The organism is Duganella qianjiadongensis (assembly GCF_009857915.1).
GTDB lineage: Bacteria > Pseudomonadota > Gammaproteobacteria > Burkholderiales > Burkholderiaceae_D > Rugamonas > Rugamonas qianjiadongensis.
Genome location: NZ_WWCM01000027.1, coordinates 1 through 25,436 on the forward strand (window position 1 = coordinate 1; position 25,436 = coordinate 25,436).

At 61.8% G+C, this 25,436-nt stretch carries 25 protein-coding genes and 1 rRNA gene; 17 read left to right on the forward strand and 9 right to left on the reverse strand.

Features of this window, described 5'->3' with window-relative positions; translation table 11 throughout:
• Positions 1–113: ribosomal RNA gene (locus GTP27_RS21925) — 16S ribosomal RNA — on the reverse strand; the annotation flags it as partial.
• A gap of 409 nt (positions 114–522) precedes the next feature.
• Between GTP27_RS21925 and GTP27_RS21930 the strand changes: the two genes are divergently transcribed.
• The 9 genes from GTP27_RS21930 to GTP27_RS21970 all read left to right on the forward strand — a co-directional run bounded on the left by GTP27_RS21930 (position 523) and on the right by GTP27_RS21970 (position 9,027).
• Positions 523–2,022: a B12-binding domain-containing radical SAM protein gene (locus GTP27_RS21930; protein ID WP_161041228.1), complete on the forward strand. Its 1,500-nt coding sequence runs from the start codon at positions 523–525 to the stop codon at positions 2,020–2,022.
• A 66-nt stretch (positions 2,023–2,088) separates the two neighbouring features.
• Entirely contained in the window at positions 2,089–3,219 is a 1,131-nt protein-coding gene (locus GTP27_RS21935) for an MlaE family ABC transporter permease (protein WP_161041229.1), read from the forward strand.
• Positions 3,219–4,079: an ABC transporter ATP-binding protein gene (locus GTP27_RS21940; RefSeq protein ID WP_161041230.1), complete on the forward strand. Its 861-nt coding sequence runs from the start codon at positions 3,219–3,221 to the stop codon at positions 4,077–4,079. The genes GTP27_RS21935 and GTP27_RS21940 overlap by 1 nt, the downstream gene beginning before the upstream one ends.
• Entirely contained in the window at positions 4,079–5,017 is a 939-nt protein-coding gene (locus GTP27_RS21945) for an MlaD family protein (protein ID WP_161041231.1), read from the forward strand. The genes GTP27_RS21940 and GTP27_RS21945 overlap by 1 nt, the downstream gene beginning before the upstream one ends.
• 11 nt (positions 5,018–5,028) lie before the next feature.
• Positions 5,029–5,625, forward strand: a complete 597-nt coding sequence (locus tag GTP27_RS21950) for an ABC-type transport auxiliary lipoprotein family protein (RefSeq protein ID WP_161041232.1) — start codon at positions 5,029–5,031, stop codon at positions 5,623–5,625.
• A gap of 16 nt (positions 5,626–5,641) precedes the next feature.
• Positions 5,642–6,775, forward strand: coding sequence for a VanZ family protein (locus GTP27_RS21955; protein ID WP_161041233.1), 1,134 nt, complete (start codon positions 5,642–5,644; stop codon positions 6,773–6,775).
• A gap of 32 nt (positions 6,776–6,807) precedes the next feature.
• Positions 6,808–7,125 (forward strand): (2Fe-2S) ferredoxin domain-containing protein, encoded by a 318-nt coding sequence (locus GTP27_RS21960; protein ID WP_161041234.1) that lies wholly within the window; start codon positions 6,808–6,810, stop codon positions 7,123–7,125.
• Between the two features lie 6 nt (positions 7,126–7,131).
• Positions 7,132–7,797: an alpha/beta hydrolase gene (locus GTP27_RS21965; RefSeq protein ID WP_161041235.1), complete on the forward strand. Its 666-nt coding sequence runs from the start codon at positions 7,132–7,134 to the stop codon at positions 7,795–7,797.
• 84 nt (positions 7,798–7,881) lie between these two features.
• On the forward strand, positions 7,882–9,027 hold the full coding sequence (locus tag GTP27_RS21970) for a D-alanyl-D-alanine carboxypeptidase family protein (RefSeq protein ID WP_161041236.1): 1,146 nt from the start codon (positions 7,882–7,884) through the stop codon (positions 9,025–9,027).
• A 55-nt stretch (positions 9,028–9,082) separates the two neighbouring features.
• On the opposite strand, the gene GTP27_RS21975 is transcribed toward GTP27_RS21970, so the two are convergent.
• Positions 9,083–10,381, reverse strand: coding sequence for an EAL and HDOD domain-containing protein (locus GTP27_RS21975; protein ID WP_161041237.1), 1,299 nt, complete (start codon positions 10,379–10,381; stop codon positions 9,083–9,085).
• Positions 10,382–10,549: 168 nt separating this feature from the next.
• Here GTP27_RS21975 and GTP27_RS21980 point away from each other — a divergent pair, with 168 nt between their 5' ends.
• Complete coding sequence (locus tag GTP27_RS21980; protein WP_161041238.1) at positions 10,550–11,476, forward strand: aldo/keto reductase; 927 nt, start codon at positions 10,550–10,552, stop codon at positions 11,474–11,476.
• Between the two features lie 15 nt (positions 11,477–11,491).
• On the opposite strand, the gene pssA is transcribed toward GTP27_RS21980, so the two are convergent.
• Positions 11,492–12,247 (reverse strand): CDP-diacylglycerol--serine O-phosphatidyltransferase, encoded by a 756-nt coding sequence (gene pssA, locus GTP27_RS21985; protein WP_161041253.1) that lies wholly within the window; start codon positions 12,245–12,247, stop codon positions 11,492–11,494.
• Between the two features lie 171 nt (positions 12,248–12,418).
• Between pssA and GTP27_RS21990 the strand changes: the two genes are divergently transcribed.
• Positions 12,419–12,997: an Hpt domain-containing protein gene (locus GTP27_RS21990; protein WP_161041239.1), complete on the forward strand. Its 579-nt coding sequence runs from the start codon at positions 12,419–12,421 to the stop codon at positions 12,995–12,997.
• On the opposite strand, the gene GTP27_RS21995 is transcribed toward GTP27_RS21990, so the two are convergent.
• Complete coding sequence (locus tag GTP27_RS21995; RefSeq protein WP_161041240.1) at positions 12,994–13,200, reverse strand: hypothetical protein; 207 nt, start codon at positions 13,198–13,200, stop codon at positions 12,994–12,996. The two genes, GTP27_RS21990 and GTP27_RS21995, sit on opposite strands and share 4 nt — an antisense overlap.
• Positions 13,201–13,504: 304 nt before the next feature.
• On the opposite strand from GTP27_RS21995, the gene GTP27_RS22000 reads away from it, so the two are divergent.
• The 5 genes from GTP27_RS22000 (at position 13,505) to GTP27_RS22020 (ending at position 19,512) form a co-directional block, all read left to right on the forward strand.
• The gene (locus GTP27_RS22000) at positions 13,505–15,688 is read left to right on the forward strand and encodes a sensor histidine kinase (protein ID WP_161041241.1); all 2,184 of its coding nucleotides are present in this window, start codon (positions 13,505–13,507) and stop codon (positions 15,686–15,688) included.
• The gene (locus tag GTP27_RS22005) at positions 15,685–16,296 is read left to right on the forward strand and encodes a response regulator transcription factor (RefSeq protein WP_161041242.1); all 612 of its coding nucleotides are present in this window, start codon (positions 15,685–15,687) and stop codon (positions 16,294–16,296) included. The genes GTP27_RS22000 and GTP27_RS22005 overlap by 4 nt, the downstream gene beginning before the upstream one ends.
• A 64-nt stretch (positions 16,297–16,360) precedes the next feature.
• Complete coding sequence (locus tag GTP27_RS22010) at positions 16,361–16,744, forward strand: response regulator transcription factor (protein ID WP_161041243.1); 384 nt, start codon at positions 16,361–16,363, stop codon at positions 16,742–16,744.
• On the forward strand, positions 16,741–18,483 hold the full coding sequence (locus tag GTP27_RS22015) for a putative bifunctional diguanylate cyclase/phosphodiesterase (RefSeq protein ID WP_161041244.1): 1,743 nt from the start codon (positions 16,741–16,743) through the stop codon (positions 18,481–18,483). The genes GTP27_RS22010 and GTP27_RS22015 overlap by 4 nt, the downstream gene beginning before the upstream one ends.
• Positions 18,484–18,519: 36 nt before the next feature.
• On the forward strand, positions 18,520–19,512 hold the full coding sequence (locus GTP27_RS22020) for a sensor domain-containing diguanylate cyclase (RefSeq protein ID WP_161041245.1): 993 nt from the start codon (positions 18,520–18,522) through the stop codon (positions 19,510–19,512).
• Positions 19,513–19,571: 59 nt separating this feature from the next.
• Here GTP27_RS22020 and mnmE read toward each other — a convergent pair whose 3' ends face one another.
• From mnmE to rpmH, 5 genes are all read right to left on the reverse strand, one after another.
• Positions 19,572–20,951, reverse strand: a complete 1,380-nt coding sequence (gene mnmE, locus GTP27_RS22025; protein WP_161041246.1) for a tRNA uridine-5-carboxymethylaminomethyl(34) synthesis GTPase MnmE — start codon at positions 20,949–20,951, stop codon at positions 19,572–19,574.
• 73 nt (positions 20,952–21,024) lie between these two features.
• Entirely contained in the window at positions 21,025–22,728 is a 1,704-nt protein-coding gene (gene yidC / locus GTP27_RS22030) for a membrane protein insertase YidC (RefSeq protein WP_161041247.1), read from the reverse strand.
• Positions 22,729–22,739: 11 nt separating this feature from the next.
• A complete protein-coding gene (gene yidD / locus GTP27_RS22035) occupies positions 22,740–23,006 on the reverse strand; it encodes a membrane protein insertion efficiency factor YidD (protein ID WP_161041248.1) in 267 nt (88 codons plus the stop codon).
• Positions 23,003–23,461: a ribonuclease P protein component gene (rnpA, locus tag GTP27_RS22040; RefSeq protein WP_161036206.1), complete on the reverse strand. Its 459-nt coding sequence runs from the start codon at positions 23,459–23,461 to the stop codon at positions 23,003–23,005. The genes yidD and rnpA overlap by 4 nt, the downstream gene beginning before the upstream one ends.
• A gap of 23 nt (positions 23,462–23,484) precedes the next feature.
• Positions 23,485–23,619 (reverse strand): 50S ribosomal protein L34, encoded by a 135-nt coding sequence (gene rpmH, locus GTP27_RS22045; protein ID WP_010401996.1) that lies wholly within the window; start codon positions 23,617–23,619, stop codon positions 23,485–23,487.
• Between the two features lie 389 nt (positions 23,620–24,008).
• Between rpmH and dnaA the strand changes: the two genes are divergently transcribed.
• Positions 24,009–25,406 (forward strand): chromosomal replication initiator protein DnaA, encoded by a 1,398-nt coding sequence (dnaA, locus tag GTP27_RS22050; protein ID WP_161041249.1) that lies wholly within the window; start codon positions 24,009–24,011, stop codon positions 25,404–25,406.
• Positions 25,407–25,436: the final 30 nt, after the last annotated feature.

A 25,436-nucleotide genomic window follows, 5' to 3' on the forward strand; every position in this document is an offset into this window, starting at 1 on the left:
TACTCACCCGTTCGCCACTCGCCACCAGAGCAAGCTCCGTGCTGCCGTTCGACTTGCATGTGTAAGGCATGCCGCCAGCGTTCAATCTGAGCCAGGATCAAACTCTTCAGTTTAATCTCTGTTTTTTTGCGATTTCTCGCACCAGCATTGCTGCTGGGTCGCTCACTCAAAATACTGACAGTTCGCTTCTTTTACGAAGCGTCCTATTTCATTTATTTCTTGTGAACATTTGATATTTTTAAGTATCACGAAGACTAGCTTCGTGCGCACTTTCATCAAACGTCCACACTTATCGACTGTGAATTTTTAAAGAACTTATTCGGTACTGCTTGCTGAGAAGCGTTGTGTTCATCAGCGAAGAGGCAAGATTATGAGGCGTTTCAAACATTCCGTCAAGTCTTACTTTTCAACTCGCTTAACTCAGCGCTGGGCGCCTTGTTTTGCGAGGGGGCGAACTATAGCAAGGAAGCCCTTGCCTGACAAGAGTAAAATACTGCCTTTGTCCGATCATCAAGCCGCACCATGACTATCCTGCTCACTACTCTGAATGCTCGCTATACCCATGCGTCACTGGGCTTGCGCTATCTGCTCGCCAATATGGGCGAGTTGCAGGAGCAGACCAGACTGCAGGAATTTGTCATCGGCGCCAAGACGACCGAGATCGTCGAACGCATACTGGCTCACGCGCCACGCATCGTCGGCTTCGGCATCTATATATGGAACGTGGAAGAGACTACCCGCGTTGTCGCCATGCTCAAGCGGGTGGCGCCGGACGTGGTGGTGGTACTCGGCGGCCCGGAAGTCTCGCACGAACCGAACGAGCAGGAGATCGTCAAGCTGGCCGACTATCTCATTACCGGTTGGGGCGATGTCACTTTCCCCAAGCTGTGCAGCGAAATCCTTCACGGCCCCAAGCCGCTAATGAAGATACATGCGGGCGTACAGCCGCCTATGGACCAGATCAAGCTGCCCTACTCTCTCTATAGTGATAGCGACATCAAGAATCGTACCATCTATGTGGAAGCATCGCGTGGCTGCCCGTTCAAGTGCGAGTTCTGTCTGTCCGCACTGGATAAAACCGCATGGCCATTCCCCTTCGATGATTTTCTCGCCGAGATGGAGTCGCTCTACGCGCGCGGCGCGCGGCTGTTCAAATTTGTCGACCGCACCTTCAATCTGAATATCAAGACCAGCCTGAAGATCATGCAGTTCTTCCTCGATAAGCTGGAAGCGCATCCGGACGATCCCGTCTACGCCCACTTCGAACTGGTACCCGACCACCTGCCCGATGCACTAAAAGAGGGCATCAGCAAATTCCCTGCTGGCGCCCTGCAGTTCGAGATCGGCATCCAGAGCTTCAATCCCGCCGTGCAGACGCTGGTGAGCCGCAAGCAGGATAACCAGAAGGCGGCCGACAATATCCGCTGGCTGACCAATCACTCCAACGCCCACATGCACGTGGACCTGATTGCCGGCTTGCCCGGCGAGACAGTGGACAGCTTTGCCGAAGGCTTTAACAAGCTGTGGTCACTCAATCCGCACGAGATCCAGTTCGGCATTCTGAAGCGACTGCGCGGCACGCCCATCATCCGCCACACGCAGGAATACAGCCTGACTTTCGAGCCGTATGCGCCTTACACCATTCTGGCCAACCGCGACATCGACTTCCCTACCATGCAGCGGCTAGTGCGCTTTGCGCGCTACTGGGATCTGGTAGCCAACTCTGGCCGCTTCGGCAATACCCTGCCGGTGCTGCTGGGCGACGATGCTTTCGGCCAGTTCATGGCCTTCTCGGACTGGCTGTACGCGAATACCGACGCCACCCACCGGATCGCCCTCGACCGGCTAGCCGCCATGGTGGCGCGCTGGCTGCAGACGCGCGGCATGAGCAAAACCGAGGCCGACGCCCTGCTGGCAAGCGACTATGCAGGCCGCAACGAGTCCGGCTCGCGCCTCAAAGGGGGCGCCGCCGGAGCCGAAACGGCGGCACCATCACGGCAGGCGCGCCATCTGGCCGCCTAGGTACCGTACCACAACGCCGAGCATGGATAGGTAGCGGTCAAGGCCAAAGTCCCTTAAACTGACATTATGCCCATTGCTAAAGAGCCTATTCTGACACTCTCACAAGCGACTGCCGCAGACCCCACGGTCACGGCGGGCGGTACGTGGCAAGTGCACGCTCTGGCGCAGGGCAAGGCTATGGCGACCATCAAGCAGCAGCTACTTGCGCTCAGAGGCAGGAACCCGCACTGGGATTTGCGCGCCATCGAGAGCATGGATCACATCGGCGCCCAGCTATTCTGGAACGCCTGGGGCAAAGCCCGCCCCGCCCAGCTGCAACTGGCTCCCGCACAGGAAGAGTTTTTCGTCCGGCTGGAAGCCACCGGCAAGCTGGAACTACCCGCCACCCGCCCGCAACGGCTGACATGGATCATGAAGCTGGGCTTCATGATGATGGAGTTCGTCACCCATCTCATCAGCTTCATGCGGCTGGTAGGACAGGTAGTCATCGATGCCGGACGCTTTGTCCGCGCCCCCATGCGCGGACCATGGAAGGAAATCTCGGCCAATATTTTTCATGCCGGTTTTCAGGCACTGGGCATCACCGCACTAGTCGGTTTCCTGATCGGCGTGGTGCTGTCCTATTTATCCGCCCAGCAGCTGCGGGCTTTTGGCGGCGATATCTATCTGGTCAACCTGCTCGGCATGAGCGTGATCCGCGAACTGGGCCCGCTACTGGCGGCGATTCTGGTGGCTGGCCGCTCAGGTTCCTCGATTACCGCCCAGCTAGGCGTCATGCGCGTGACGGAAGAACTGGATGCCATGCTGGTGATGGGTATTTCGCACGGCTTCCGGCTGGTGCTGCCGAAAGTACTGGCACTGGCGGTTTCCATGCCGCTGCTGGTGATCTGGACCGATACCATGGCACTCATAGGCGGCATGGTGTCGGCGCGGGTGGAACTCAATCTGTCGCCCGAATACTTCATCACCAAGCTGCCCGATGCCGTGCCGCTGGCGAACTACATGATAGGCCTGGGCAAGGGCGTGGTGTTCGGCATGCTCATTGCGCTGGTGTCCTGCCACTTCGGCCTGCGTATCAAGCCAAATACGGAAAGTCTGGGACGCGGCACCACCACCTCGGTGGTCACCGCGATTACCGTGGTGATACTGGCCGATGCCGTATTTGCCATCGTGTTTAGCGGCGTGGGGTTCTTCTGATGGCGAATCCTGCACTGGTCCCCGAACGCAGCTGTGGCGGCAGCCGCGGCGATGGCGAACTGACGCTGGACGGCAGCGTGCCTATCGTGGAAATCACCGGACTGTGGACCAAATATGGCCGCACGGTGGTTCATCAGGACCTGAATCTGGAGATCCGGCAGGGCGAAATTCTCTCCATCGTAGGCGGTTCCGGCACCGGCAAAACCACCCTGCTGCGCCAGATGCTAGGGTTAGAAACCCCTGCGCGCGGCTGTGTGCGTGTGTTCGGCGAAGATATTAGCGAAATCGACGCCGAACAGTTGCAGCAGTTGCGCAATCACTGGGGCATGCTGTTCCAGCAGGGCGCGCTGTACTCGGCCCTGACGGTGCTGGAAAATATCGCCCAGCCCATGCGCGAGCTGCATGCACTGCCGGAAGATCTGATCGTCGATGCCGTGCTACTGAAAATGAATATGGTGGGTCTGGGCCCCGAGCATGCCAACAAGATGCCATCCGACCTGTCGGGCGGCATGGTCAAGCGGGTAGCACTGGCGCGGGCACTGGCACTGGAGCCCAAGCTGCTATTCCTCGACGAACCGACCGCCGGCCTCGATCCCGACCTGTCGGAAGCTTTCGTTAGCCTGATTAAATCGCTGCATCGCGAGCTGGGCCTGACCGTGGTGATGGTGACGCACGATCTCGATACCCTGTTCGCGCTCTCCACCCGCATCGCCGTGCTGGCAGAAAAACATGTGATTGCGCTGGGCACTCTGGACGAAGTGCTGCAGGTCGATCACCCCTTCGTTCACGAGTTCTTCCTCGGAGATCGCGGCCGCCGCGCGCTGGAAGCACTGAACGAGAAAAAACCTCAGGAGCAATGATGGAAAACCGATCCCATGCCCTCACTACCGGCTTCTTTACGATCACGCTGCTGATTGCAGCCGTGCTGTTCGGCCTCTGGTTCAACCGCGACCGGGTGGAACGTGCGCCCTACGTGCTGGCCACCACCCGCCCCATCCCCGGCCTGAATCCGCAAGCGCCGGTGCGCTATCGCGGCTTACAGGTGGGTAAAGTGGCCAGCATTACCTTCGATCCGAATGTCACCGGCCAGATTCTCGTCACGCTCAACATCAACAAGGATGCGCCGATTACCAGCACCACCTTTGCCACCCTCGGCTATCAGGGCGTGACGGGCATCGCTTTCATCCAGCTCGATGACGACAGCATCGGTTCGCCACGGCTGGCCACCAATAACGATACGCCAGCCCGCGTACCGCTGCGCCCCGGCCTGTTCGACGTGCTGGAGAAACGCGGCAAAGCCATTCTTGACCAGACCGAGATCGCCACCCAGCGCCTGAACAATCTGCTCAGCGAGCAGAATCAGCGCGCCATCCTCAACACTTTCAGCGAAATCAGCGCCACCGCGCAGGCTTACCGCGCCTTGCCGGAACAACTGCAGCCCACGCTGGAACGCCTGCCGCAGCTGGCAGAACAGACCCAGCAAACGCTGAAAAGCTTCAACCGTCTGGCTGGCGACGCCGACCAGCTGGTGCAGAATCTGCAGGCGCCGAACGGTCCTATCGCCCGTCTGACCGACAGCACCGAACGCATCGCCGGTTCGGTTGAAGCCGTTGCTGGCGGGCTGGAACTGGATACCCTGCCGCAGGTAAACTCGCTGTCCGACGATACCCGTGCCTCCATGCGCGCACTGCGCAAGACCATGAACAAGATTAACGACCGCCCGCAAAGCCTGATCTTCGGTGCGCCCGGCATGCCGCCCGGCCCCGGCGAAGCAGGTTTTTCCGCAGGTGCCAAATGAGGAAGACCGCGATGACTGCCCAGCTCCGCCACCTGTTTGCCCTTGTCACCTGCGCCCTGCTGCTAGGCGGCTGCGCCAGCACTCCACCAGCCACGGCGCGCTACGACTTCGGCCCGCTGCCCGCTGCCAGCACTACCAGCAAGGTCGGCACCCTGATCGTGGCCGATATCACCGGCCCCACGGCGCTCGATACGGAACACATGCAATACCGCCTGCTGTATGCCGATGCACGGCAGGCGCGCCCGTATGCCTACAACCAGTGGGCGGCCACGCCATTCCAGCTACTGGGCCAGCGCGTGCGCGCCAACTTCGCACAGGCTGGCGTGCAGGTGCTGTCCACCACCGACGCCATCACCAACCCTACCGTACTGCGGCTGGAGGTGAACGAATTTACCCAGAACTTCGATACGGCCACCAGCAGCCGGGGCGTGCTCAATGTGCGCGCTTCGCTATTCCGCAATCACCGCCTGCTCGACCAGCGCACCTTCCAGCGCAGCGTGGCCGCGCCTACGCCTGATGCAGCCGGCGGCGCACAGGCAATGGCCGAGGCCAGCGATGCGCTGGCAGCCGATCTGCTGGCGTGGCTGGCCGGCGCGCCGCAGCCCTGAACCCTGAGGTAGCCCGGTGGAACAGCCTAGCAGCGCCAGCAAGACGTCGCCCTTTACCCGTGGCGCGCTGCTGGTGTACGTGCTGCTGATCGTCTATGCCAGCTGGTTCCCTTTTACTGGCTGGCACAATCAGGGACTGTCGCCGCTGATCTTCCTCGAACACACGGACATGCCGCGTTACTGGACCAAGTTCGATGCCATCATCAACGTGGTCGGCTATATGCCGCTAGGCACCCTGATCGTCTACGCGCTCTATCCGCGTCTGCAAGGCTGGCTGGCCCTGCTGCTGGCCAGCGTCAGCGGCGTACTGCTGTCGGGCCTGATGGAAGGCGTGCAAACCTATCTGCCTAGCCGGGTTTCCTCGAATCTGGATTTCTACACCAATAGCGTGGGCTGTATGCTCGGTGCCGTGGTCGGCGTATTGACCGTACGCCGCCTGCTCGATCAGAGCGAACTGCAACGGCTGCGCAAAAGCTGGTTCGCGCCGCACGCCAGCCACGGTCTGGTGCTGCTGGCCTTGTGGCCGTTGGCGCAGATCTATCCGCAAAGCTTCCTGTTCGGACTGGGGCAGCTGCTGCCCATCCTGTCGGAATGGCTGTCGCAGCTGCTCGATACCGACATCGATCTGGCCCAGTACCTGCGCCCCGACAGCGTACTGACCGTAGAACAGTACTGGCTATCGGAAACCATCATCACGGCCTGCGGCATGGTCGGTGCCGCCCTTACCCTGCTCTGCCTGCTGCGCCGGCCGGCGCCACGGGGCCTGCTGGTGGGCGGGCTGGTGGCAACGGCAGTGATCGTCAAGGCGCTGGCCACGGCGCTGCTATTCTCGCCGGAGAACGCATTTGTCTGGGTCACGCCGGGCGCCGAGGGCGGCTTTCTGATCGGCGCCATCATGCTGGCCGGCCTGACGTTTGCACCCCATCTGGCGCAACGCCGTCTGGCCCTGACTTCATTGCTGCTGAGTCTGGTCATCATCAACACCACGCCCTCCAACCCCTATTTCGTGGTCACCCTGCAGTCGTGGGTACAGGGCAAATTCCTCAACTTCAATGGCGCAGCCCAGTTCCTCACCCTGCTGTGGCCGCTGGCAGCCGTCTGGTACCTGTGGCTACCCGTGCACCGGCAAGCGCCCCCTGAGGTATCATAGCGCCACCTTCGTTTTCCGGACCTGATACCGCCATGAGCGATACCCCGTACTTCAAACACCATGTGTTTTTCTGCATGAACCAGCGCGACGACGGTCGCGCCAGCTGTGGCGAGCACGGCGCAGCCGCCGCCCAGAAACATGCCAAACAGCGCTGCAAGGAGCTGAACCTGAATGGCGCGGGCAAGGTGCGCATCAATCAGGCGGGCTGCCTCGACCGCTGCGAGCAGGGTCCCGTACTGGTGGTCTACCCGGAAGGCACGTGGTACACCTATGTGGACAACAGCGATATCGATGAAATCATCGACACCCATCTGGTGCAAGGCAAGGTTGTCGAGCGCCTCAAATTGTAAACACCCATGATCAAGACTGAAAAATTTACCCTGACCGGCGGCGCCGGCCAGATGGAAGGCATACTGGACTTCCCCAAAATCACGCCACGCGGCATCGCGCTGGTAGCCCACCCGCACCCGCTGTATGGCGGCACCATGGACAATAAAGTGGCGGTGACGCTGGCCCGTACCTTTGTCCAGCTCGGCTACGTGGTGGCCCGTATCAACTTCCGCGGCGTAGGCGCTTCCGAAGGCGTACACGACCATGGCAAAGGCGAGATGGAAGATATGGCCATCCTGCACCAGTGGATGACCCAGCGCTATCCGGGCCTGCCCGTCGCCCTGTCCGGCTTCTCTTTCGGCACCTTCGTGCAATCGCATCTGGCGCACCAGCTGGCCGCGCAAGGCACGCCGGCCGAGCGGCTGGTACTGGTGGGCAGTGCCGCCGGCAAATGGGAAATGGCGACCGTGCCAGCCGACACCATCCTGATCCACGGCGAGAACGACGACACCATCCCCCTGATCGACGTGCTGGACTGGCTGCGCCCGCAGGATATTCCCGTCATCGTGATTCCCGGCGCCGACCACTTCTTCCACCGCAAGCTGCAGCACATCAAGAGCTGGGTCACACAACTGTGGCACCGCCCGCCCGTAGCAGACGCGGCTGAAACGGACGCCGCAAGCGCCGATTGAAGCTCTATAATTCCTGCTCCTGTCTGACCGGCGCACTGCATTCTCCGTGCAGCCGCCTTTAACCGTATAAGCTGACTGACATCCATGAAGAAAATTATTGCGGCACTCGCTACCAGTGTCCTGATGCTGACCAACGCCGTTGCGCAAACCCTGCCGCCACCGAACATCGCCGCCCGCTCGTGGCTGCTGCTGGACGCCACCAGTGGCCAGATCATTGCTTCGCAAGATCCCAACGCCCGCATCGAACCAGCCTCGCTGACCAAGATCATGACGGCCTACGTCACCTTCGGCGCCCTGCGCGACAAGAAGATCGACCTCAAGCAGATGGTCAACGTCTCGACCAAGGCATGGAAAGTTGATTCGAGCAGCTCGAAAATGTTCATCGACCCCGCTACCCCGGTCAGCATCAATGACCTGCTGTACGGCCTGATGGTGCAGTCCGGCAACGACGCTGCCGTGGCACTGGCCGAAGCCGTCGCCGGCGACGAAAGCGCTTTCGTGGTGATGATGAACAAGGAAGCCCAGCGCATGGGCCTGACCAACACCCACTTTGCCAACCCGCACGGACTGCCTAGCCCGGAAAACTATTCCACCGCGCAGGATCTGTCGATACTGGCCAAGCGCGTGATTCTGGACTTCCCCGAGTTCTACAAGATCGACTCGGTGAAAAGCTTCACCTACAACAAGATCACCCAGCCTAACCGTAACCGCCTGCTGTGGCTGGACCCTACCGTGGACGGCATGAAGACGGGCCACACGGAAGCGGCCGGCTACTGCATGATCGCCTCGGCCCACCGTCCTAACGGCGCCAACGAACGCCGCCTGATCTCCGTGGTGCTGGGCACCTCGTCCGACCAGTCGCGCACGCAGGAAAGCCAGAAGCTGCTGAACTGGGGCTTCCAGAACTTCGATACGGTCAAGCTGTACTCCAAGGGGCAGGCCATTGCGACGCCGGAAATCTGGAAAGGTTCGCACAGCAGCGTGAAAATCGGCTTCACCAATGACGTACTGGTGACGGTACCGAAAGGCGTGGCAGCGAAAATGAAACCGCTGCTGGAGCGTAAAGACCCGCTGGTGGCACCGCTGGCCGAAAACAGCCGCGTCGGTACACTGAAGATGATGGTAGACGGCAAGCCGCTGCTGGAACTGCCGGTAGTCGCGCTGGAAACCGTCGATCAGGCTTCCATCTTTGGCCGCGCCTGGGACTCGCTGCGTCTCTGGATGAAGTAATGCAACTAGCAGAACGGGCGGTCTGCTGAGCGCCCGTGCCCTAACTGGCGGCTGGCTAGCTGGCCGCCGCCGTGTGGTGCAGCGCTTCCTGCGCCCAGTGAAAGGCAGCCTGACCGGCCTGCGTCAGCTGGTCGGCGTCGAGCCCCATACGGCCAGCCAGTTCCAGCGCACGCTCCACCTTGTCGCGCTCGAACAGCAGCGCCAGCATCAGATACGGCCCGTACGGCCCGCGATTTTCCAGCAGCACTTCGCGCACTTCCTCCGATAGCTGCATACTTCCCACCAGCTGTGCCATCGGCACCCCCATCAGCACATCGAACAGCGACAGCATCCCTACCAGGAACAGCTCATCGCGCTGCGGCGCAGGCAGGTGGCTGCAGGTTTCCAGAAAACGGGCGCGCGTCAGCGCCACTTCCAGCAGCGATTCGTCGCGCGCCTGATGTTCGCTGGCGCCCAGCCGGAACATGGAAACCGTCAGCGCCCGGTACAGCTGGTTACGGCCCAGTACCAGAAACGCCTGCTGCAGACTGGTTACCTGCGTGCCCAGCCCGTTGGCTGGCGCATTGGCCCATTGCAGCAGCTGATAAGTCATGCCGGGATCGCGCTTGACCACATCGATCAGGGCAGGCAGTTCGGCTTCCGTGCGCAGCAGATTGAGCAGCTCAATCGACGTCATGCGGCTCTGGTCGACTTTGGCCTGGCTGTCGGCTTCATCGCGCGTGGTCAGGAAAGGCCCCATGAAATAGTCGCAGCCCCACGACAAACACATGCGCTGCTCGTTCCAGGATTCCAGCCCGTCCACACACAGCTTGAGCGCAGGATAGCGCTGGCGCAGCTGCTTGATCAGCGCCTGGAACGCCGGCAGGCTATGTTCATTCAGGTACAGCAGCACCATATCGCACAGCGCCAGCAAAGGAGCTTCCTCGGCCGCCAGCGTCACGCCGCGCAGGGCCAGCTGGGCACCGCTCTCGCGCAAGGCGCCCATGCGGCCCGCCAGCTGTTCGGCCGGCAGTTCGCTGTGGCGGCGATCCAGCAGAAATACCGTATGCGCTGCCAGCAGCGGCAGATGGCGGCCAAACGTCACCGCCGGCACCAGCGCCAGCCGCTGGGCGGCAAACTCTGGTACGCGGGCTTCCTGCAGTGCCTCCACCATGGCAGTTTCGCCCAGCGGCGCACCGTGCTGGCGCGCTACGGCATGGAAGCGGTAACCGCACAGGCGGTGACGCTGGTCTATGATCTCCGCCCTGACCACCACGGGCATGGCAGCCAGCGGGCGCGACGGCACCGCGACGGCCTGCGCCACTGGCGCCGCAACCGCGGGCGCAGCGCCCAGCCAGCGCTTGAACAACGACATGATTCCCACTACGCGCACTCCATCCTCATCATCCCCCGCTACGATCCAGCCCTGATGATACAGGCAAACTACTAGCTACAAGTCAGATCGACAACTTTCCATCGTTCGATGTAATAAAGTTACAGCGGCTCGGTATAATGGCTGCCTGATTTTCTACTAAGGCCTGCCATGTCCCCAGCCCAGTCGCACCCGCTGTCCTGTCCTGCCAGTCTGACCCGCAAAGACGGCCTCACCCTGTCCCGCATCGTGGCCGGCATGTGGCGCATGCAGGAGTGGAACCTCACGCCGCAGCAGCGCCTGCGCCTGATCGAACAGTGTCTGGAACTGGGCGTGAGCAGCTTTGACCACGCCGACATCTACGGTGATTATGGCGTAGAAGCGCTGTTCGGCGAAGCGCTGGCTTTGCAGCCGGGCCTGCGCCAGCGCATGCAGCTGGTCAGCAAATGCGGCATCAAGCTGGTCAATCCGGCCCGCCCCGAGCACACTATCCAGCATTACGATACCAGCGCCAGCCACATTACTGCATCAGTCGAGCAGTCGCTGCGCAATCTGGGCACCGACCATCTTGATCTATTACTGATACACCGCCCTGATCCGCTGATGGATTTCGACGTCATCGCCGACACCTTCCATGCGCTGCGTCAGGCTGGCAAGGTAGGCCATTTCGGCGTTTCCAACTTCAGCCGCCACCAGTTCGAGTGCCTGAACCGGCGCATAGCCCTCACCACCAATCAGGTGGAATTCTCGCCGCTGCATGTGGACCCGATGTTCGACGAGAGCTTGGACGGCCTGCAGGATCTGGGCGTCGCACCGATGATCTGGTCGCCGCTGGCCGGTGGCCGTCTGTTCAGCAACAACGATGCTGCCGGCCAGCGCGTGCGCGCCGCCATCGAACAGGTTGCCGCCGAATTGCAGCAGCCGTTTGCCAGCGTGGTATTTGCGTGGATTATGCAGCTGCCGTCGCGCCCCATTCCGCTCACGGGCACAGGCCGCATCAGCGCGATAGCCGAAGCCGTGCAGGCGACTCAGTTCAGCCTGAGCCGCAGCCAGTGGTTCACCATCCTGCGTGCGGCACGGGGTCATGAAGTGGCCTGAAGCGAGCGCCTTGCTTTAATCGTGGAAAATCTGAGGCGGCGCAATGCCGCGCCAGCCCTGCTGCCAGGCTAGATTCAGCGCCAGCGTGAGGGCGATGTAGACGGCGAAGAACAGGGCAAAATACAAGGCCTGCAGCCACACCAGCAGGCCCAGATTGAGCACCAGTAGCACCAGTGCCAGCGTGCTTTTCTTCTGCTTCGAGCTGGGGAAACGCACCGTGGACACCATCAGGCTGCCCACGGCAAACAGCAGCGCCACCACCAGCCCGCCATGCAGCGCCGTCACCGGCGGCTGCGGCCACGCCACCACCACCGAGGCCACGCAGGCAGCACCAGCCGTAATCGGCATGCCGACGAAGTAGCGCGGGTCGGTCCGTCCCACGTTGACGTTAAAGCGCGCCAGCCGCAAGGCGCCGCAAGCCACAAAGAAGAAACTGGCAATGCCGCCCAGACGCAGCAGCGTGGGCTGCTCGGCGCCCAGTTGCACAAAGCCATAGCAGTACAGCAGCAAGCCGGGGGCACAGCCGAAGTTCATCACGTCGGCGATGGAATCGAGCTGCATGCCGAATTCGGAGGTGGTGTTGGTGGCCCGTGCCACCATGCCGTCGAGCGCATCGAACACGCCGGCCAGCACCAGCAGAATGGCGGCCAGACGGTAGTCCTGTGCGGCGCCGATGCGGGCATTATCGACAGAGATCACGATGCTGCCGAAGCCGCAGGCGATCGACATCAGCGTCACCATGCTGGGCAGGGCAAATTTGGCGCGCTGCACGCGCGCGTGATGGTGTGGTTTCAAAGCAATTTATCCGGAAAAAACCGGGCATCGCCCGGGCAAGCGCCATTCTACCCCGAGCAGCCCCCCGGACTACCCTGCTTTCAAATTGAAATCTGGCATAAAATGACAGCCAGCATTCCTGATCAACCACCGAGCCTGCCGCCTGCCATGATGACTCCTGACACCGACGTACTCGATACCGGTACCGGTCTGCAGCAACTGATGGGCGACCGCGCCCTCTACCAGCAGATCCTGCAGCGTTTTCGCCTGCGCTATCGGGATGCGCCGGCACAGGCCCGTGCCGCATGGGCTGCGGGCGATCCGGTGGTAGCGGCGCGCATCGCCCATACGCTCAAGGGCGCGGCCGGAATGATAGGTGCGCGCCAGGTGGCCCGTCTGGCCCATGCACTCGAAAGCGCCAGCAACGACAGCCTGCTGGCGGCACTGGAAGCTGCGCTGCAGGCCTTGCTGGTGCAGATAGAAGTGGTGTTGCGGGAGGATGATGCCAAGACGACGCCGGCACCGTATGCGGCTACCCACATGCCGACGTCGATGGCGCTGGTGCAGCATCTGGCCAGCCTGCTCGACGTCGGTGATGGTGCTGCCGTCGATCTGGTGGAACGGTCGGCTGAAGCGCTCAGCCACACGCTGGGCAAGCCGTGCTACGAGGCGCTAAGGGAACAGGTGCTGCAGTTCGACTACGAGGCAGCGCTGGCCCTGCTGCCGGCCGACGCTCTGCTGCCCTAACGCGTATATTCCTTTTCCTCGTCAAACGCATCGGCACACTCCTTGTCGCAGAAGCGGCGCACATTATCGAGCGGTTTGTCGCAATACCAGCACGCCCCTTTAGGCGGCAAGGCCTGACGGGCGCGCAAGGGCGCCGGCGCGGCGGCCGCAGCAGACGGCACACCGGTGTTGTCATCCTGTACGCTCTCTTGTATCGGATCCACGATCGCCTCCTTTCCAGGGCCGTGCTCAGGTCAACGTTGCAAGATTACTTCAGCGGAATAACACGTGCATGAGAATTCTCAAGCGAGTCATGATAGCAGGTTCATTCCGGCTGTCTGTGGCGCTAGCCCACCGGAATCAAGGCTGAGAATGCGGAAAGCGGGCTGGTCCGAATGAGGAAATATTTTTTTATTAAAAAGCCGGAATTGATAGTGCGGCGCATGTACCACGCTTGCAAACACTAAGTTGTGACGTACGGCAATCTTCAATACAATCGACAGCGCCTGTTCCCCCTCCGTGCGCCCGATGACCGACCGCCCTGCCCAGCATTCCGCTCCGCCCAGTGTCCGCCGCGTGCTGACGCTGCTGGTGGCCGCCTGCATCGTACCCATCGTGCTGGTACTGGCTGTGCTTATTATCAATTTCTACCGGCAGGAGGAAGCCCGGCTGGTAGAAAATACGCTCAATCATGCGCGCCATGTCAGCGCAGCCGCCGACCGCGAGGTGCGCAGTACCCAGCTGGCCCTGCAGGTGCTGGCCAGCTCCTATCTGCTGCATGAGCGCGATCTGCGTACTTTCCACGCGCGCATCAGCGCCGTGGTCGACAAGCTGCACGTCGATAGCATACTGCTGCTCGATCTCGATGGCCGCATCCTGCTCTCCACCCTGCGTCCATACGGCAGCGCGCTGCCGCAACTGACTGATCGCCCGCTGCTGCAGCGCACCCGCAGCACAGCCATGCCCGGTGTTTCCGGCATCTTTACGGGCCCGCTGGTCGGCCAGCCCATCGTCACCATTGCCGTCCCCGTCATCGAAAACGGCAAAGTGGTGATGAGCCTGAATGCCACGGTGACGCCGGCCACGCTGCAACCGCTGCTGTTCGAACAGAAGTTTCCCGAGAGCTGGCGCGCCGGCATCGTCGACCAGCAGTTCCGCATCATCACACGCAGCCATGACATGGCCAGGCTGGCGGGCCAGCAGCTTCCGGCCGAACTGCGCCAGCCGCTGTCGCGCGAGCGCGAATCGGCGTTCGACTCCTACACGCTGGAAGGCAAGCGTTCGCTGTTCGTCTACCATCGCTCGCCGCAAACGGGCTGGACAGCTATCCTGGGCATCCCCCACGACGAACTGACCGCGCCGCTGCAGCGCAGCCTGTTCTGGCTGATTACCCTCAGCGTGATTGCACTGGCACTAGGCAGCACCTGCGCCCTATGGCTGGCGCGCCGCGTCACCCGTTCCATCCAGGCCCTGATCGCGCCCGCACTGGCCGTGGGACAGGCCGTACCGCTGCCCCTGCCGCGGCTGTACTTCAGCGAAGCACGCGAACTGGGGCAGGCGCTGCAGATCGCTGCGCGCGACCTGCAACGGGCCCGCGCCGACAGTTCCGAAAGCGAGCAGCGCCTGGCACTGGCGGCACGGGCAGCCCATCTGGGCATCTGGACGCGCGACTTGCGCCAGCAGCAGATCTGGGTGTCGCAAGCCTGGCGCGAGCTGTTCGGCTTTAATGCCGAGCAGCCCATCACACTGGATGACCTGCTGGCACGGGTGCATCCGGCCGACCGCCAGCATGTGCAGCGCACGCTCGACAGCACGCTGTATGGCGCCACCCGCTACGACATGGAATTCCGCATCGAACTGGCCAGCGGCTGCCAGCGCTGGATCAGCTCGCACGGCAGCGTAGAGTTCGACCGCCATCAGCGTCCCACGCTGGTACGCGGCGTATCGCTCGACATTACCAGCCGCAAACAGGCCGAACTCGATCTGCAGCAGAAACAGAAAGAAGTGACCCATCTGGCGCGGGTGGCCATGCTGGGCGAGCTGTCGGGCGCACTGGCCCACGAACTGAACCAGCCGCTCACGGCCATCCTCAGCAATGCGCAGGCGGCCCAGCGCTTCCTTGGCCAGCCTGCGCCCGATCTGGCCGAAGTACAGGAAATCCTCAACGACATCGCCAGCGAAGACCAGCGAGCCGGCGCCATCATTGCCCGCCTGCGCAGCCTGTTCGGCAAACATGATGCCCAGCGCCAGCGCATCAGCGCGCAAAGTCTGATCGACAGCGTGCAACACCTGATCAGCAACGACCTGATCCATCAGCGCCTGACTCTGCGTACCGAGCTGTGCAAAGAAACCCTGACGCTGGAAGCCGATCCCGTACAGCTGCAGCAGGTGCTGCTCAATCTGCTGATGAATGCCTGCGACGCGCAAAGCCAGCAGATTGAGCACAGCAACCTGATCGTGCTGCGCAGCGCCCGCGTGGGCCAGACGCTACAGCTGAGTATCAGCGATAGCGGCGGCGGCATTCCCGCCGAAGCGCTGGAACAGATCTTCACCCCGTTCTACACCACCAAAGCGCGCGGCATGGGACTGGGCCTGTCCATCTGCCGCAGCATAGTCGACGCCCACGGCGGCCGGCTCTGGGCAGAAAACAACAGCCACGGCGGTGCCACCTTCCACCTGCGCCTGCCGCTGGCCGAGGCGGCCCAGCCATGAGCAGCGCCATGCAGATCTATCTGGTGGATGACCAGCCGGCCATCCTCAAGGCGCTCACCCGGCTGCTCAATTCGGCCGGTTATGCGGTGCAGAGTTTTGCCAGCGCCAGCGCGTTTCTCGGCACTGTAGACGCGCAGGCGCAAGGCTGTCTGATCCTCGATCTGGCCATGCCGGAAATGAACGGACTGGCGCTGCAGCAGGCGCTGGGCGAACGCGCCAGCCTGCTGCCGGTAATCTTCCTCACCGGTCAGGGCGATATCGAAACGGGCGTACGCGCCATGAAGCTGGGCGCCGCCGACTTCCTCACCAAACCGGTCGATGCGGAGCGTCTGCTCGCTGCTGTCGAGCAGGCCTGCGCCAGCAACCGCCGCGCGCACGACGCCGATCTGGAACTGACGGCCATCCGCCAGCGCCTGGCCACCCTCACGCCGCGCGAAACGGAAGTACTGGACCTGATTATCGAAGGTCTGCTGAACAAACAGGTGGCCGCGACACTGGGCGCGGCCGAAAAAACCATCAAGGTGCACCGCGCCCGCGTCATGGCCAAGATGGAAGTGCGTTCGCTGGCTGCGCTGGTGCGCATGGTGGACCGGGTGCGCCAGAGCTAGCCAGCCGGCGCTGTAGGCCCAAAGTCCCATAGGCAGCTGGCCGGCAGAAGGCTAACGTGGCTTTATGGAAACGAAATCACCATGGATAGCCGTAGTCGACGACGATGCCGCCATCTGCCGTGCGCTGGTGCGGCTGCTGCGCTCGGCCGGACTCAGTGCACGCGCCTTTCCCACTGGTGCGGTCTTTCTGCAAGCCATCACGGAGCAGCACCCGTGCTGCGTGATCCTCGATGTCCACATGCCGGAGATGACCGGCCTCGATGTGCAGGCAAGACTGGCCACGCTGGCGCCGGAAATCGGCGTCATCCTGATCAGCGGCCACCCCAAACCGCAGGAACAATTCCGTGCCCTGCATCAATTACCGCTGGCCTATCTGCAAAAGCCCGTCAATGACCAGTTGCTACTGGACGCCATCGCCCAGGTCTATCCTCAAGGTTCGCTGCCATGATTGCCGCCGCCCTGCTCCACCGTGCCCGTATCCTGCTGGTTGATGATCAGGAACTGAGCAACCATGTGCTGACCCAGTTGCTGACCAGCGCAGGCTACACTGCCGTCAGCAGCACCTGCGACGCGCTTAGCGTTGCCGAGCTACACAGACGCAATGCCTATGACCTGATCGTGCTGGACCTGCAGATGCCGGGCATGGACGGCTTTCAGGTGCTGGAGGCGCTATACCAGATCGAAGCCGACCAGTATCTGCCAGTGCTGGTGCTCTCGGCCCAGCATGAGAGCAAGCTGGCCGCGCTGGAAGCGGGCGCCAAGGATTTCCTCGCCAAGCCTTACGACCCGGGCGAACTGCTGAGCCGCGTGCGCAATCTGCTGGAAGTGCGGCTGCTATACAACGATACCCGCGCCTACGGCCTGCGCATGGCCAGCTACGACAGCCTGACCGGACTGCCCAACCGCCAGCTGTTTTCCCAGTCGCTGGCTACCCAGCTGGCGGCGGCCCAGCCGCATCCCAGCGCGCTGCTGCTGATCGATCTCGATGGTTTTACTAACCTCAACGATACGCTGGGCTATCCGGCCGGCGATGGCGTGCTGCGCCTGCTGGCCCAGCGGCTCAACCGGCTAGCGCCGCCACGCGCCAGCCTGGCCCGCTTCGGCAACGACGAATTCGCCCTGCTGCTGCCCGCGCTGGAGCACAGCGGCGACTGCGCCCAGATCGTCGGCATGATACGCGCCGCGCTGCATGAGCCTTTCCCGCTGCCGGCCGGCCGGCGCGCCCTCAGCGTCAGCATGGGCGTGGCGCTCTACCCCGACGATGCCGTCGATGCCGCCACCCTGACCCGCTACGCCAATATCGCCCTGCATCAGGCCAAGCAGTCCGGCAGCAACCAGTGCAGCTATTTCACCTATGCCATGAACGAACAAGCCCAACACCGCTATCAGCTAGAGCAGGCCTTGCGCCATGCCTACGCCAGCGACGAATTCGAACTGTACTACCAGCCTAAAGTCCACCTGCGCACCGGCCGCATGGTGGGCACGGAAGCACTGCTGCGCTGGAACCGCCCCGGCCACGGCATCGTCTCGCCGGCCGAATTCATCCCCCTGCTGGAGCAAACCGGCATGATCAGGGAAGTCGGCGGGTGGGTGATCGAACAGGCCTGCCAGCAGATTGCCCAGTGGGCGAAAAACGATGCCGGCCCGCTGCCGGTAGCAGTGAATGTCGCCAGCCACCAGTTCAGCACCGGCACGCTGGTGAGCACCGTGTCCGATGCCGTGCAGCGCCACCAGATCGATCCTGCCCTGCTGTCGCTGGAGGTGACGGAAACGGCGCTGATGGAAGATATGAGCCGCACCGCCGCTACCCTGTCCACACTGTGGTCTATGGGCGTGCGGATCGCCATCGACGATTTTGGCACCGGCTATTCCAGTCTGGCCTATCTGCGCCGCTTCCCCGTCGATACGCTGAAAATCGATATCGCCTTCATCCGCGAGCTGCCCCACAATGCCGACGATGCGGCCGTGGTACGCGCCATCATCGCCATGGCGCACAGCCTGAAACTCAAGGTGGTGGCAGAAGGTGTGGAAACGGCCGAACAGCTGGCCTATCTGGGCGAACATGGCTGCGATCTGATTCAGGGCTATTACTTCAGCCGCCCCATCCCGGCCGACATGATGACGCAGTTGCTGCGGCAAGACGCACGCCTCGCCTGCACTCCTGCGGGGAGCAGCGAGCGCTTATAATCGGTGCATTCTCCATGCCTAGCCAGGAATAGCCGCATGACCGACAGCACCATCGCAACGCCCGCCGCCGCCAGTGGCCACGGCCATCTCTCCACCCGCATACTGGCGCTGGCCAGCATGGGACTGATGGTGCTCGATCACGAGCAGCGCATCGTCGTATGGAACCAGTGGCTAGCCAGCCACTCGGGCCTGTCGGCTAGCCGTGTGCTGGGCCGTCCCCTGTTCGAAGTATTCCCCGAACTGGCCGGCCAGCGGCTGGAGCAGCTGGTACAGAGCGCCCTGCAAAGCAAGCTGCCGCAACGCCTGTCGCCGGCCAGCCAGCGCGCGCCTTTCCCGCTGTATGCGAGCGGAACATGGGGCGGCGAGCGCATCGAGCAGGCGGTAGCCGTCACCCCTTTCACGGAAGGCAAGCAGCACTACTGTCTGATCGAAGTGAGCGACATCAGCATCACGGTGGATAAGGAAAAGCAGCTGCGCGGACAGGCCGAAGCCCTGCGCGCGCAATCGTATGTGGACGGACTGACCGGCATCGCCAACCGGCGCCACTTCGACGTGGCGCTGGACCGCGAACTGCGCCGCGCCCAGCGCAACAACGGCCAGCTCTCGCTGCTGCTGATGGATATCGATTCCTTCAAAGCCTATAACGACCATTTCGGCCACCAGCAGGGCGACGCCTGTCTGACCGCCGTGGCGACCGCGTTTGCCGCCATGCTGCAGCGCCCGGCCGATCTGGCGGCACGCTATGGCGGCGAAGAATTTGCTGCCGTGCTGCCCGATACTAGCGCAGAACAGGCGGCCCAGCACGCCGAGGCCATCCGTGCCCGCGTGGCCAGTCTGAACCTGCCGCACGCACCAGCCGCCACCCGCCCGCACGTCACGCTCAGCATAGGCGTGGCCAGTTTCCACCGCGACCATCTGGCCGATGCCGCCAGCCTGCTGGCGGCGGCCGATGGCTGTCTGTATCAGGCCAAGCGCAATGGCCGCGATCGCGTCGAGCTGCACGTGCTGGCCGCAGCGGCGCAGGCCTGAGCACCGGCACGAAGGCTGGCACACGCCTGCTGCACCATGCCCGGCAACGTAAGCGGAACTTATTTGCCGATACAGAAGCGGCTGAAAATCACGCCCAGCAGATCGTCGGACGAAAACTCGCCCGTGATGCTCGATAGCTGGGCCTGCGCCAGCCGCAACTCTTCCGCGAACAGATCGAGCGACTGATCGTTCTGCGCTGCGTGTTCACCAGCGCGCGCCAGATGGGCACCGGCATTTTTCAGCGCGATCAGGTGGCGTTCGCGCGCGAGGTAGAGCGATTCGCCCGTTTGCTGCCAGCCGGCGATGCGCAGCAGTTCGCCGCGCAGCAGGTCGATGCCGATATTCTCGTGCGCCGACAGGTAGACATGCACGGCGTCCGCCATCTCATCGACCGAGGGCTTGTGGCCGGACAGGTCGATCTTGTTCCACACGCGCAGCACCGGCACTTCGGGCGGGAAGGCCGCCATGATGTTTTCATCGGCGCGGGTAGGCCCCTGATCGGCGTCGAGCAGATGCAGGATCACATCGGCCTTGCCCACTTCCGCCCACGTGCGTTCGATACCGATGCGCTCCACCACATCGATGCTGTCATCCACCGTGCGGATACCAGCCGTATCGATAATATTGAGCGGGATGCCTTCGATCTGTATGGTTTCCGTCACCTTGTCGCGGGTGGTGCCGGCGATCGGCGTGACGATCGCCACATCATTCCCGGCCAGTGCATTGAGCAGCGAGGACTTGCCCACATTGGGCTGCCCCACCAGCACCACATTCAAGCCTTCGCGCAGCAGCGCACCCTGCGCCGCCTGACGGAACACCTGATCGAGCGATTCCACGATAGCCTTGAGCTGGCCACGTGCATCGGATTTTTCCAGAAAGTCGATTTCTTCTTCGGGGAAGTCCAGCGTGGCTTCCACCAGCATGCGCAGGCCCGTCACCCCATCCACCAGCGCATTCACCGTCTTCGAGAACGCACCGGACAGCGACTGCGAAGCCGACTTGGCCGCCGCTTCCGTCGACGCATCGATCAGATCGGCCACGGCCTCGGCCTGCGCCAGATCGAGCTTGTCATTGAGGTAGGCGCGGCGGGTGAATTCACCCGGCTCGGCCAGGCGCAGTTGCAGCTCCGCACCGGCTTCCAGCACCCGTGCCAGCAGCAGCTGCAGCACGATAGGGCCACCGTGGCCCTGCAGTTCCAGCACATCCTCGCCCGTGTAAGAGTGAGGTCCGGGGAAGAAGATGGCGATACCCTGATCGATGATGCTGCCATCGGCCTGACGGAACGGCAGATAACTGGCATGGCGCGGCTGCAGTTTAGTGGCGCCGAACAGCGCCGTCACCAGCCCTTGCAGGTTTTTGCCGGAGGCGCGCACCACGCCGATGCCGCCGCGTCCGGGGGCGGTGGCAATCGCGGCGATAGGGGAAGAATCGATATTCATATTGGGATTGTAACCAAGTAAAAAAAAGCCCGCGAACAACACGGGCTTTTGTGCAACAAACTACGGTGCGGAATCAGCTATTGGCAGCTTCCGGCACAGCGAATTTCTTCGAGATCACATACTGCTGAGCTATCGACAGGATGTTATTCACGACCCAGTACAGCACCAGACCGGACGGGAAGAAGAAGAACATCACCGAGAAGGCCAGCGGCATGAACATCATCATCTTGGCCTGCATAGGATCGGCCGGTGCAGGATTGAGCTTGGTGGTGATGAACATGGTGATCGCGTACAGCACCGGCAGCACGTAGAACGGATCAGGCGCAGCCAGATTGGTGATCCAGCCCAGCCACGCAGCGCCGCGGATTTCCACCGAAGCCTGCAGCACCCAGTACAGCGCGATAAACACCGGCATCTGCACCAGTATCGGCAGACAGCCGCCCAGCGGATTGATCTTCTCGGCCTTGTACAGTTCCATGGTGGCCTGATTCATCTTGGCCGGATCGCCTTTGTGACGCTCGCGGATGGCTTGCATCTTAGGCGTCAGCACTTTCATCTTGGCCATGCTGCGGTAGCCGGCTGCCGACAGGGGGAAGAAGGCCAGCTTGATCAGGATGGTGAAGGCGATGATGGTCCAGCCCCAGTTGCCCAGTGCTTTGTGCAGCTGGTCCATGATCCAGAAGATAGGCTTGGCGATGATGGTCAGCCAGCCATAGTCTTTCACCAGATCCAGCCCCGGGGTGACCTGCTCCAGCAGTTTTTCAACCTGCGGGCCCGAATACAGACGCGCATCGTTGCTGATGGTGGCACCCGGTGCCAGCGTACCCAGCGGCTGGGTCACGCCGATGGCGTACTGGTTGGTGCTTACTTTGCGGGTAAAGATGGTACGGGCCAGCTTGTCCTGCGGTACGAAGGCCGACACGAAGAAGTGCTGGGAAATGGCGAACCAGCCGTTATCAGCCTTGGTCGGGTGATCCTGCACCACTTCTTTGCCCGTCTTGGCCGCTTCGGCAGCCGCTTTTTCCAGCGATTCGAACTTCAGCTTGTGGTATTTGTCCGCTTCCGTGTACAGGGTAGGACCGGTGTAGCTGCTGTTGAAATACGAGTCGCCAGCCGGTTTGTTACCGTCGTGTACCAGTTGCAGATACAGTTCAGGCTTGATCGGCGCCGTGCCCACGTTGGTGATGTCGTGACGCACATCGATCACGTAGTCGCCGCGCTTGAAGGTAAAGGTCTTGGTCAGCTTGACGCCGCCTGCTTCCGCTTCCAGTACCAGCTGGATCTGGTTGGCGTCGTTGAGCATGCGCGGGCCAGGCTTGGCCACGAAGCCGGTCTGGTGATTCGGCAGGCCGGGCGCACCGATCAGGCCGGTTTCAGCCAGATAGGTCTTGCCGGTCGCGCCGTCCACATCGAACAGCACCTGGTTTTTGCTTTCATCGATACCGTCCTTGAACTTCAGCAGTTCCAGACGGCGGATGGTACCGCCCAGCGTATCCACGTCCACGCGGAACAGGTCGGTAGTAATCGTTACCCGTTCGCTCTTGAACGGTTCCGCCGCAGGGGCGGCGCCTGCAACCGCCGCCGCGCCAGCAGCTGGCACGGTTGCGGCGGCCGAGGCCGGCAGTTCGGCTTTCTTCGCTTCCGGCGCCTTGGCCGTTTGCGGCGGAGGCGGTGCAAACATCGATGGATGGCCGTTCGATACTTGCCAATTGTTCCAAAGAACAATCATCGACACGGCAAACACGATCCACAGGATGGTACGTTTATTGATATCCATTACGGTATTTATCAGGAGTGGTTGCAACCGCAAGCGGTCGTTGAAGAATTCGATTTACTGCTGCCGGCAGGCGGCACCGGATCGTGGCCACCGGGATTCCACGGATGGCAACGGCAGATGCGTTTGATGGTCAGCAGGCTGCCACGGCCTGCGCCATGGACTTGCAGCGCTTCCAGTGCATAGTTCGAGCAGCTCGGATAGAAGCGGCACGAAGGCGGCAGCAGCGGGCTGATCGCCAGCTGATAGCCGCGCACCAGAAAACCTAGCAATTTTTTCATGATGCAGCAGATGGAGGCGGCGGCGCCGAAGACAAGGCCGGCTTGGGCGCGCGCGCCGCTGCCGTTCTGGCCTGAGCGAACAGACGTGACAATTCCACCCGCAGCGCCGCTTTTAACGTCGCCGAGGTGGCTGGACCGTCCTTGCTGTTGACCGGTCTGGATAAACGCACCAGACAATCGATCGCCGGCAGGCCAGTCTGACGGAACAGTTCGCGCGTGACCCGTTTAATCGTGTTACGCGTTACTGCGCGCGGCGCAAACCGCTTGGCCACCACCACTCCGAGGCGTGCATGGGGCAACGCGCTGGGACGGGTGTAGAGCACAAAGTGGGCGCTTTTTTGCGTAGGGCGCAAACGAAAAACGGATGAAAATTCATCCGTTTTAACGATGCGCCGAACGCGCGCGAAGTCGTGTGAACCTTCGCCTGTCGAGCCGTTTTGCAAACAGCTGTCCATGCGATCAGCTAACAAGCGATGGCTTATACAGCCAGACGCTTGCGGCCTTTTGCGCGACGTGCGTTGAGCACATCACGGCCACCACGGGTAGCCATACGAGCGCGGAAGCCGTGGGTACGCTTGCGGCGCACGACGGAAGGTTGGTAAGTACGTTTCATGTTGGTCTCGCTTAAAGCAGAAAAAAATGCAAAATCGGGTTGTGGCCCCGTCAGTTTTTGGTGCCAATGACACTTCGCGCACCTATGCCACCGATACCGGCACAAGCTGGGTCCATCTCATCGCCCGCTAAATCCACGCTTACTCCATATTGACGTCATAGTGAATAAACACGGAATACGGGCGGGGAACCCTGAATTATCAGCATTTTGCCCCCCCTTGTCAACAACTGATGGCGCCGCCGACGCTGCCCCGATGCGAAAAATAAGCGTCGCGCCTGTGGATAACTTCGCCCGGCGAGAGTAGAATAGCGCGTTACGTGTGACGAACCCCGGGTTCGTTCCCACCCCGGTCAGTAGTACAGCAGTAGTCAAGAATAGATATAAGATTCATGGAAAATTTCTGGCAGACGTGCTCCGCCCAGCTGGAGCTGGAGCTGACGCCGCAACAATTCAGCGCGTGGATTAAGCCGCTCATCCCCCTCGATTACGAGGCGGGCAAGCTGCGCATGGCCGCCCCTAACCGCTTCAAACTGGACTGGGTGAAAACCCAGTTTGCCAGCCGCATCACAGCGCTGGCCTGCCAGTACTGGGACGCCCCGACGGAAGTGCAGTTCGTGCTCGATCCGCGCCTGTCGGCGCCGAAAAAGGCCAGCACTGTTGCGCCCGTGCCGGATCTCAATGGCGGTGCGCCCAGCGGCAACGCGCGCATGGCCGACCCTGTGCCGTCGGTGCCGGAACTGCCCGCCTCGGCCGCGCCGCGCCGCGAGCAGAGCCGCATCAACACCGATCTCACCTTCGATAGCTTCGTGACGGGTAAGGCCAACCAGCTGGCCCGCGCGGCGGCGATTCAGGTGGCCAACAACCCCGGCGTCTCCTACAACCCGCTGTTCTTCTACGGCGGCGTGGGCCTTGGTAAAACCCACTTGATCCACGCGATCGGCAATCAGGTGATGGCCGACCAGCCGGGCGCCAAGATCCGCTACATCCACGCCGAGCAATATGTGCGCGACGTGGTGACGGCATACCAGCGCAAAGGCTTCGACGACTTCAAGCATTACTACCACTCGCTGGACATGCTGCTGATCGACGATATTCAATTCTTCGGCGGCAAGAGCCGCACGCAGGAAGAGTTCTTCTATGCTTTCGAAGCCCTGATTGCGGCCAAGAAGCAGATCATCATCACTTCGGATACCTATCCGAAGGAAATCACCGGCATGGACGACCGCCTGATCTCGCGTTTCGACTCGGGCCTGACGGTGGCCATCGAACCGCCGGAGCTGGAAATGCGGGTAGCGATTCTGCTCAAGAAAGCCAAGCAGGAAGGCGTCACCTTCTCGGACGATGTGGCCTTCTTCGTGGCCAAGCACCTGCGCTCCAACGTGCGCGAGCTGGAAGGCGCACTGCGCAAGATTCTGGCCTACTCGCGCTTCCACGGCAAAGACATCACCATCGATATCGTCAAGGAAGCGCTGAAAGATCTGCTGTCGGTGCAGAACCGCCAGATTTCGGTGGAAAACATCCAGAAGACGGTGGCCGACTTCTTCAACATCAAAGTGGCCGATATGTATTCCAAGCGCCGTCCGGCCAATATCGCCCGTCCGCGCCAGATCGCCATGTATCTGGCCAAGGAACTGACGCAGAAGAGTCTGCCGGAAATTGGCGAACTGTTTGGTGGCCGCGACCACACGACCGTGCTGCACGCCGTGCGCAAGATCGCGCTGGACCGCACCAAAAATCCGGAATGCAACCACGAGCTGCACGTGCTCGAGCAAACCCTCAAAGGCTGATGCCGGAGGCTGGCAAGAGCCGTGCTTTGC

Excerpts from the sequence above, each read along its gene's own strand:
- GTP27_RS21930 (WP_161041228.1), top strand. The coding sequence starts at position 523 with ATGACTATCCTGCTCACTACTCTGAATGCTCGCTATACCCATGCGTCA.
- GTP27_RS21935 (WP_161041229.1), top strand. The coding sequence starts at position 2,089 with ATGCCCATTGCTAAAGAGCCTATTCTGACACTCTCACAAGCGACTGCC.
- GTP27_RS21940 (WP_161041230.1), top strand. The coding sequence starts at position 3,219 with ATGGCGAATCCTGCACTGGTCCCCGAACGCAGCTGTGGCGGCAGCCGC.
- GTP27_RS21945 (WP_161041231.1), top strand. The coding sequence starts at position 4,079 with ATGGAAAACCGATCCCATGCCCTCACTACCGGCTTCTTTACGATCACG.
- GTP27_RS21950 (WP_161041232.1), top strand. The coding sequence starts at position 5,029 with ATGACTGCCCAGCTCCGCCACCTGTTTGCCCTTGTCACCTGCGCCCTG.
- GTP27_RS21960 (WP_161041234.1), top strand. The coding sequence starts at position 6,808 with ATGAGCGATACCCCGTACTTCAAACACCATGTGTTTTTCTGCATGAAC.
- GTP27_RS21965 (WP_161041235.1), top strand. The coding sequence starts at position 7,132 with ATGATCAAGACTGAAAAATTTACCCTGACCGGCGGCGCCGGCCAGATG.
- GTP27_RS21970 (WP_161041236.1), top strand. The coding sequence starts at position 7,882 with ATGAAGAAAATTATTGCGGCACTCGCTACCAGTGTCCTGATGCTGACC.
- GTP27_RS21975 (WP_161041237.1), bottom strand. The coding sequence starts at position 10,381 with ATGTCGTTGTTCAAGCGCTGGCTGGGCGCTGCGCCCGCGGTTGCGGCG.
- GTP27_RS21980 (WP_161041238.1), top strand. The coding sequence starts at position 10,550 with ATGTCCCCAGCCCAGTCGCACCCGCTGTCCTGTCCTGCCAGTCTGACC.
- GTP27_RS21990 (WP_161041239.1), top strand. The coding sequence starts at position 12,419 with ATGATGACTCCTGACACCGACGTACTCGATACCGGTACCGGTCTGCAG.
- GTP27_RS22000 (WP_161041241.1), top strand. The coding sequence starts at position 13,505 with ATGACCGACCGCCCTGCCCAGCATTCCGCTCCGCCCAGTGTCCGCCGC.
- GTP27_RS22005 (WP_161041242.1), top strand. The coding sequence starts at position 15,685 with ATGAGCAGCGCCATGCAGATCTATCTGGTGGATGACCAGCCGGCCATC.
- GTP27_RS22010 (WP_161041243.1), top strand. The coding sequence starts at position 16,361 with ATGGAAACGAAATCACCATGGATAGCCGTAGTCGACGACGATGCCGCC.
- GTP27_RS22015 (WP_161041244.1), top strand. The coding sequence starts at position 16,741 with ATGATTGCCGCCGCCCTGCTCCACCGTGCCCGTATCCTGCTGGTTGAT.
- GTP27_RS22020 (WP_161041245.1), top strand. The coding sequence starts at position 18,520 with ATGACCGACAGCACCATCGCAACGCCCGCCGCCGCCAGTGGCCACGGC.
- mnmE (WP_161041246.1), bottom strand. The coding sequence starts at position 20,951 with ATGAATATCGATTCTTCCCCTATCGCCGCGATTGCCACCGCCCCCGGA.
- yidC (WP_161041247.1), bottom strand. The coding sequence starts at position 22,728 with ATGGATATCAATAAACGTACCATCCTGTGGATCGTGTTTGCCGTGTCG.
- yidD (WP_161041248.1), bottom strand. The coding sequence starts at position 23,006 with ATGAAAAAATTGCTAGGTTTTCTGGTGCGCGGCTATCAGCTGGCGATC.
- rnpA (WP_161036206.1), bottom strand. The coding sequence starts at position 23,461 with ATGGACAGCTGTTTGCAAAACGGCTCGACAGGCGAAGGTTCACACGAC.
- rpmH (WP_010401996.1), bottom strand. The coding sequence starts at position 23,619 with ATGAAACGTACTTACCAACCTTCCGTCGTGCGCCGCAAGCGTACCCAC.
- dnaA (WP_161041249.1), top strand. The coding sequence starts at position 24,009 with ATGGAAAATTTCTGGCAGACGTGCTCCGCCCAGCTGGAGCTGGAGCTG.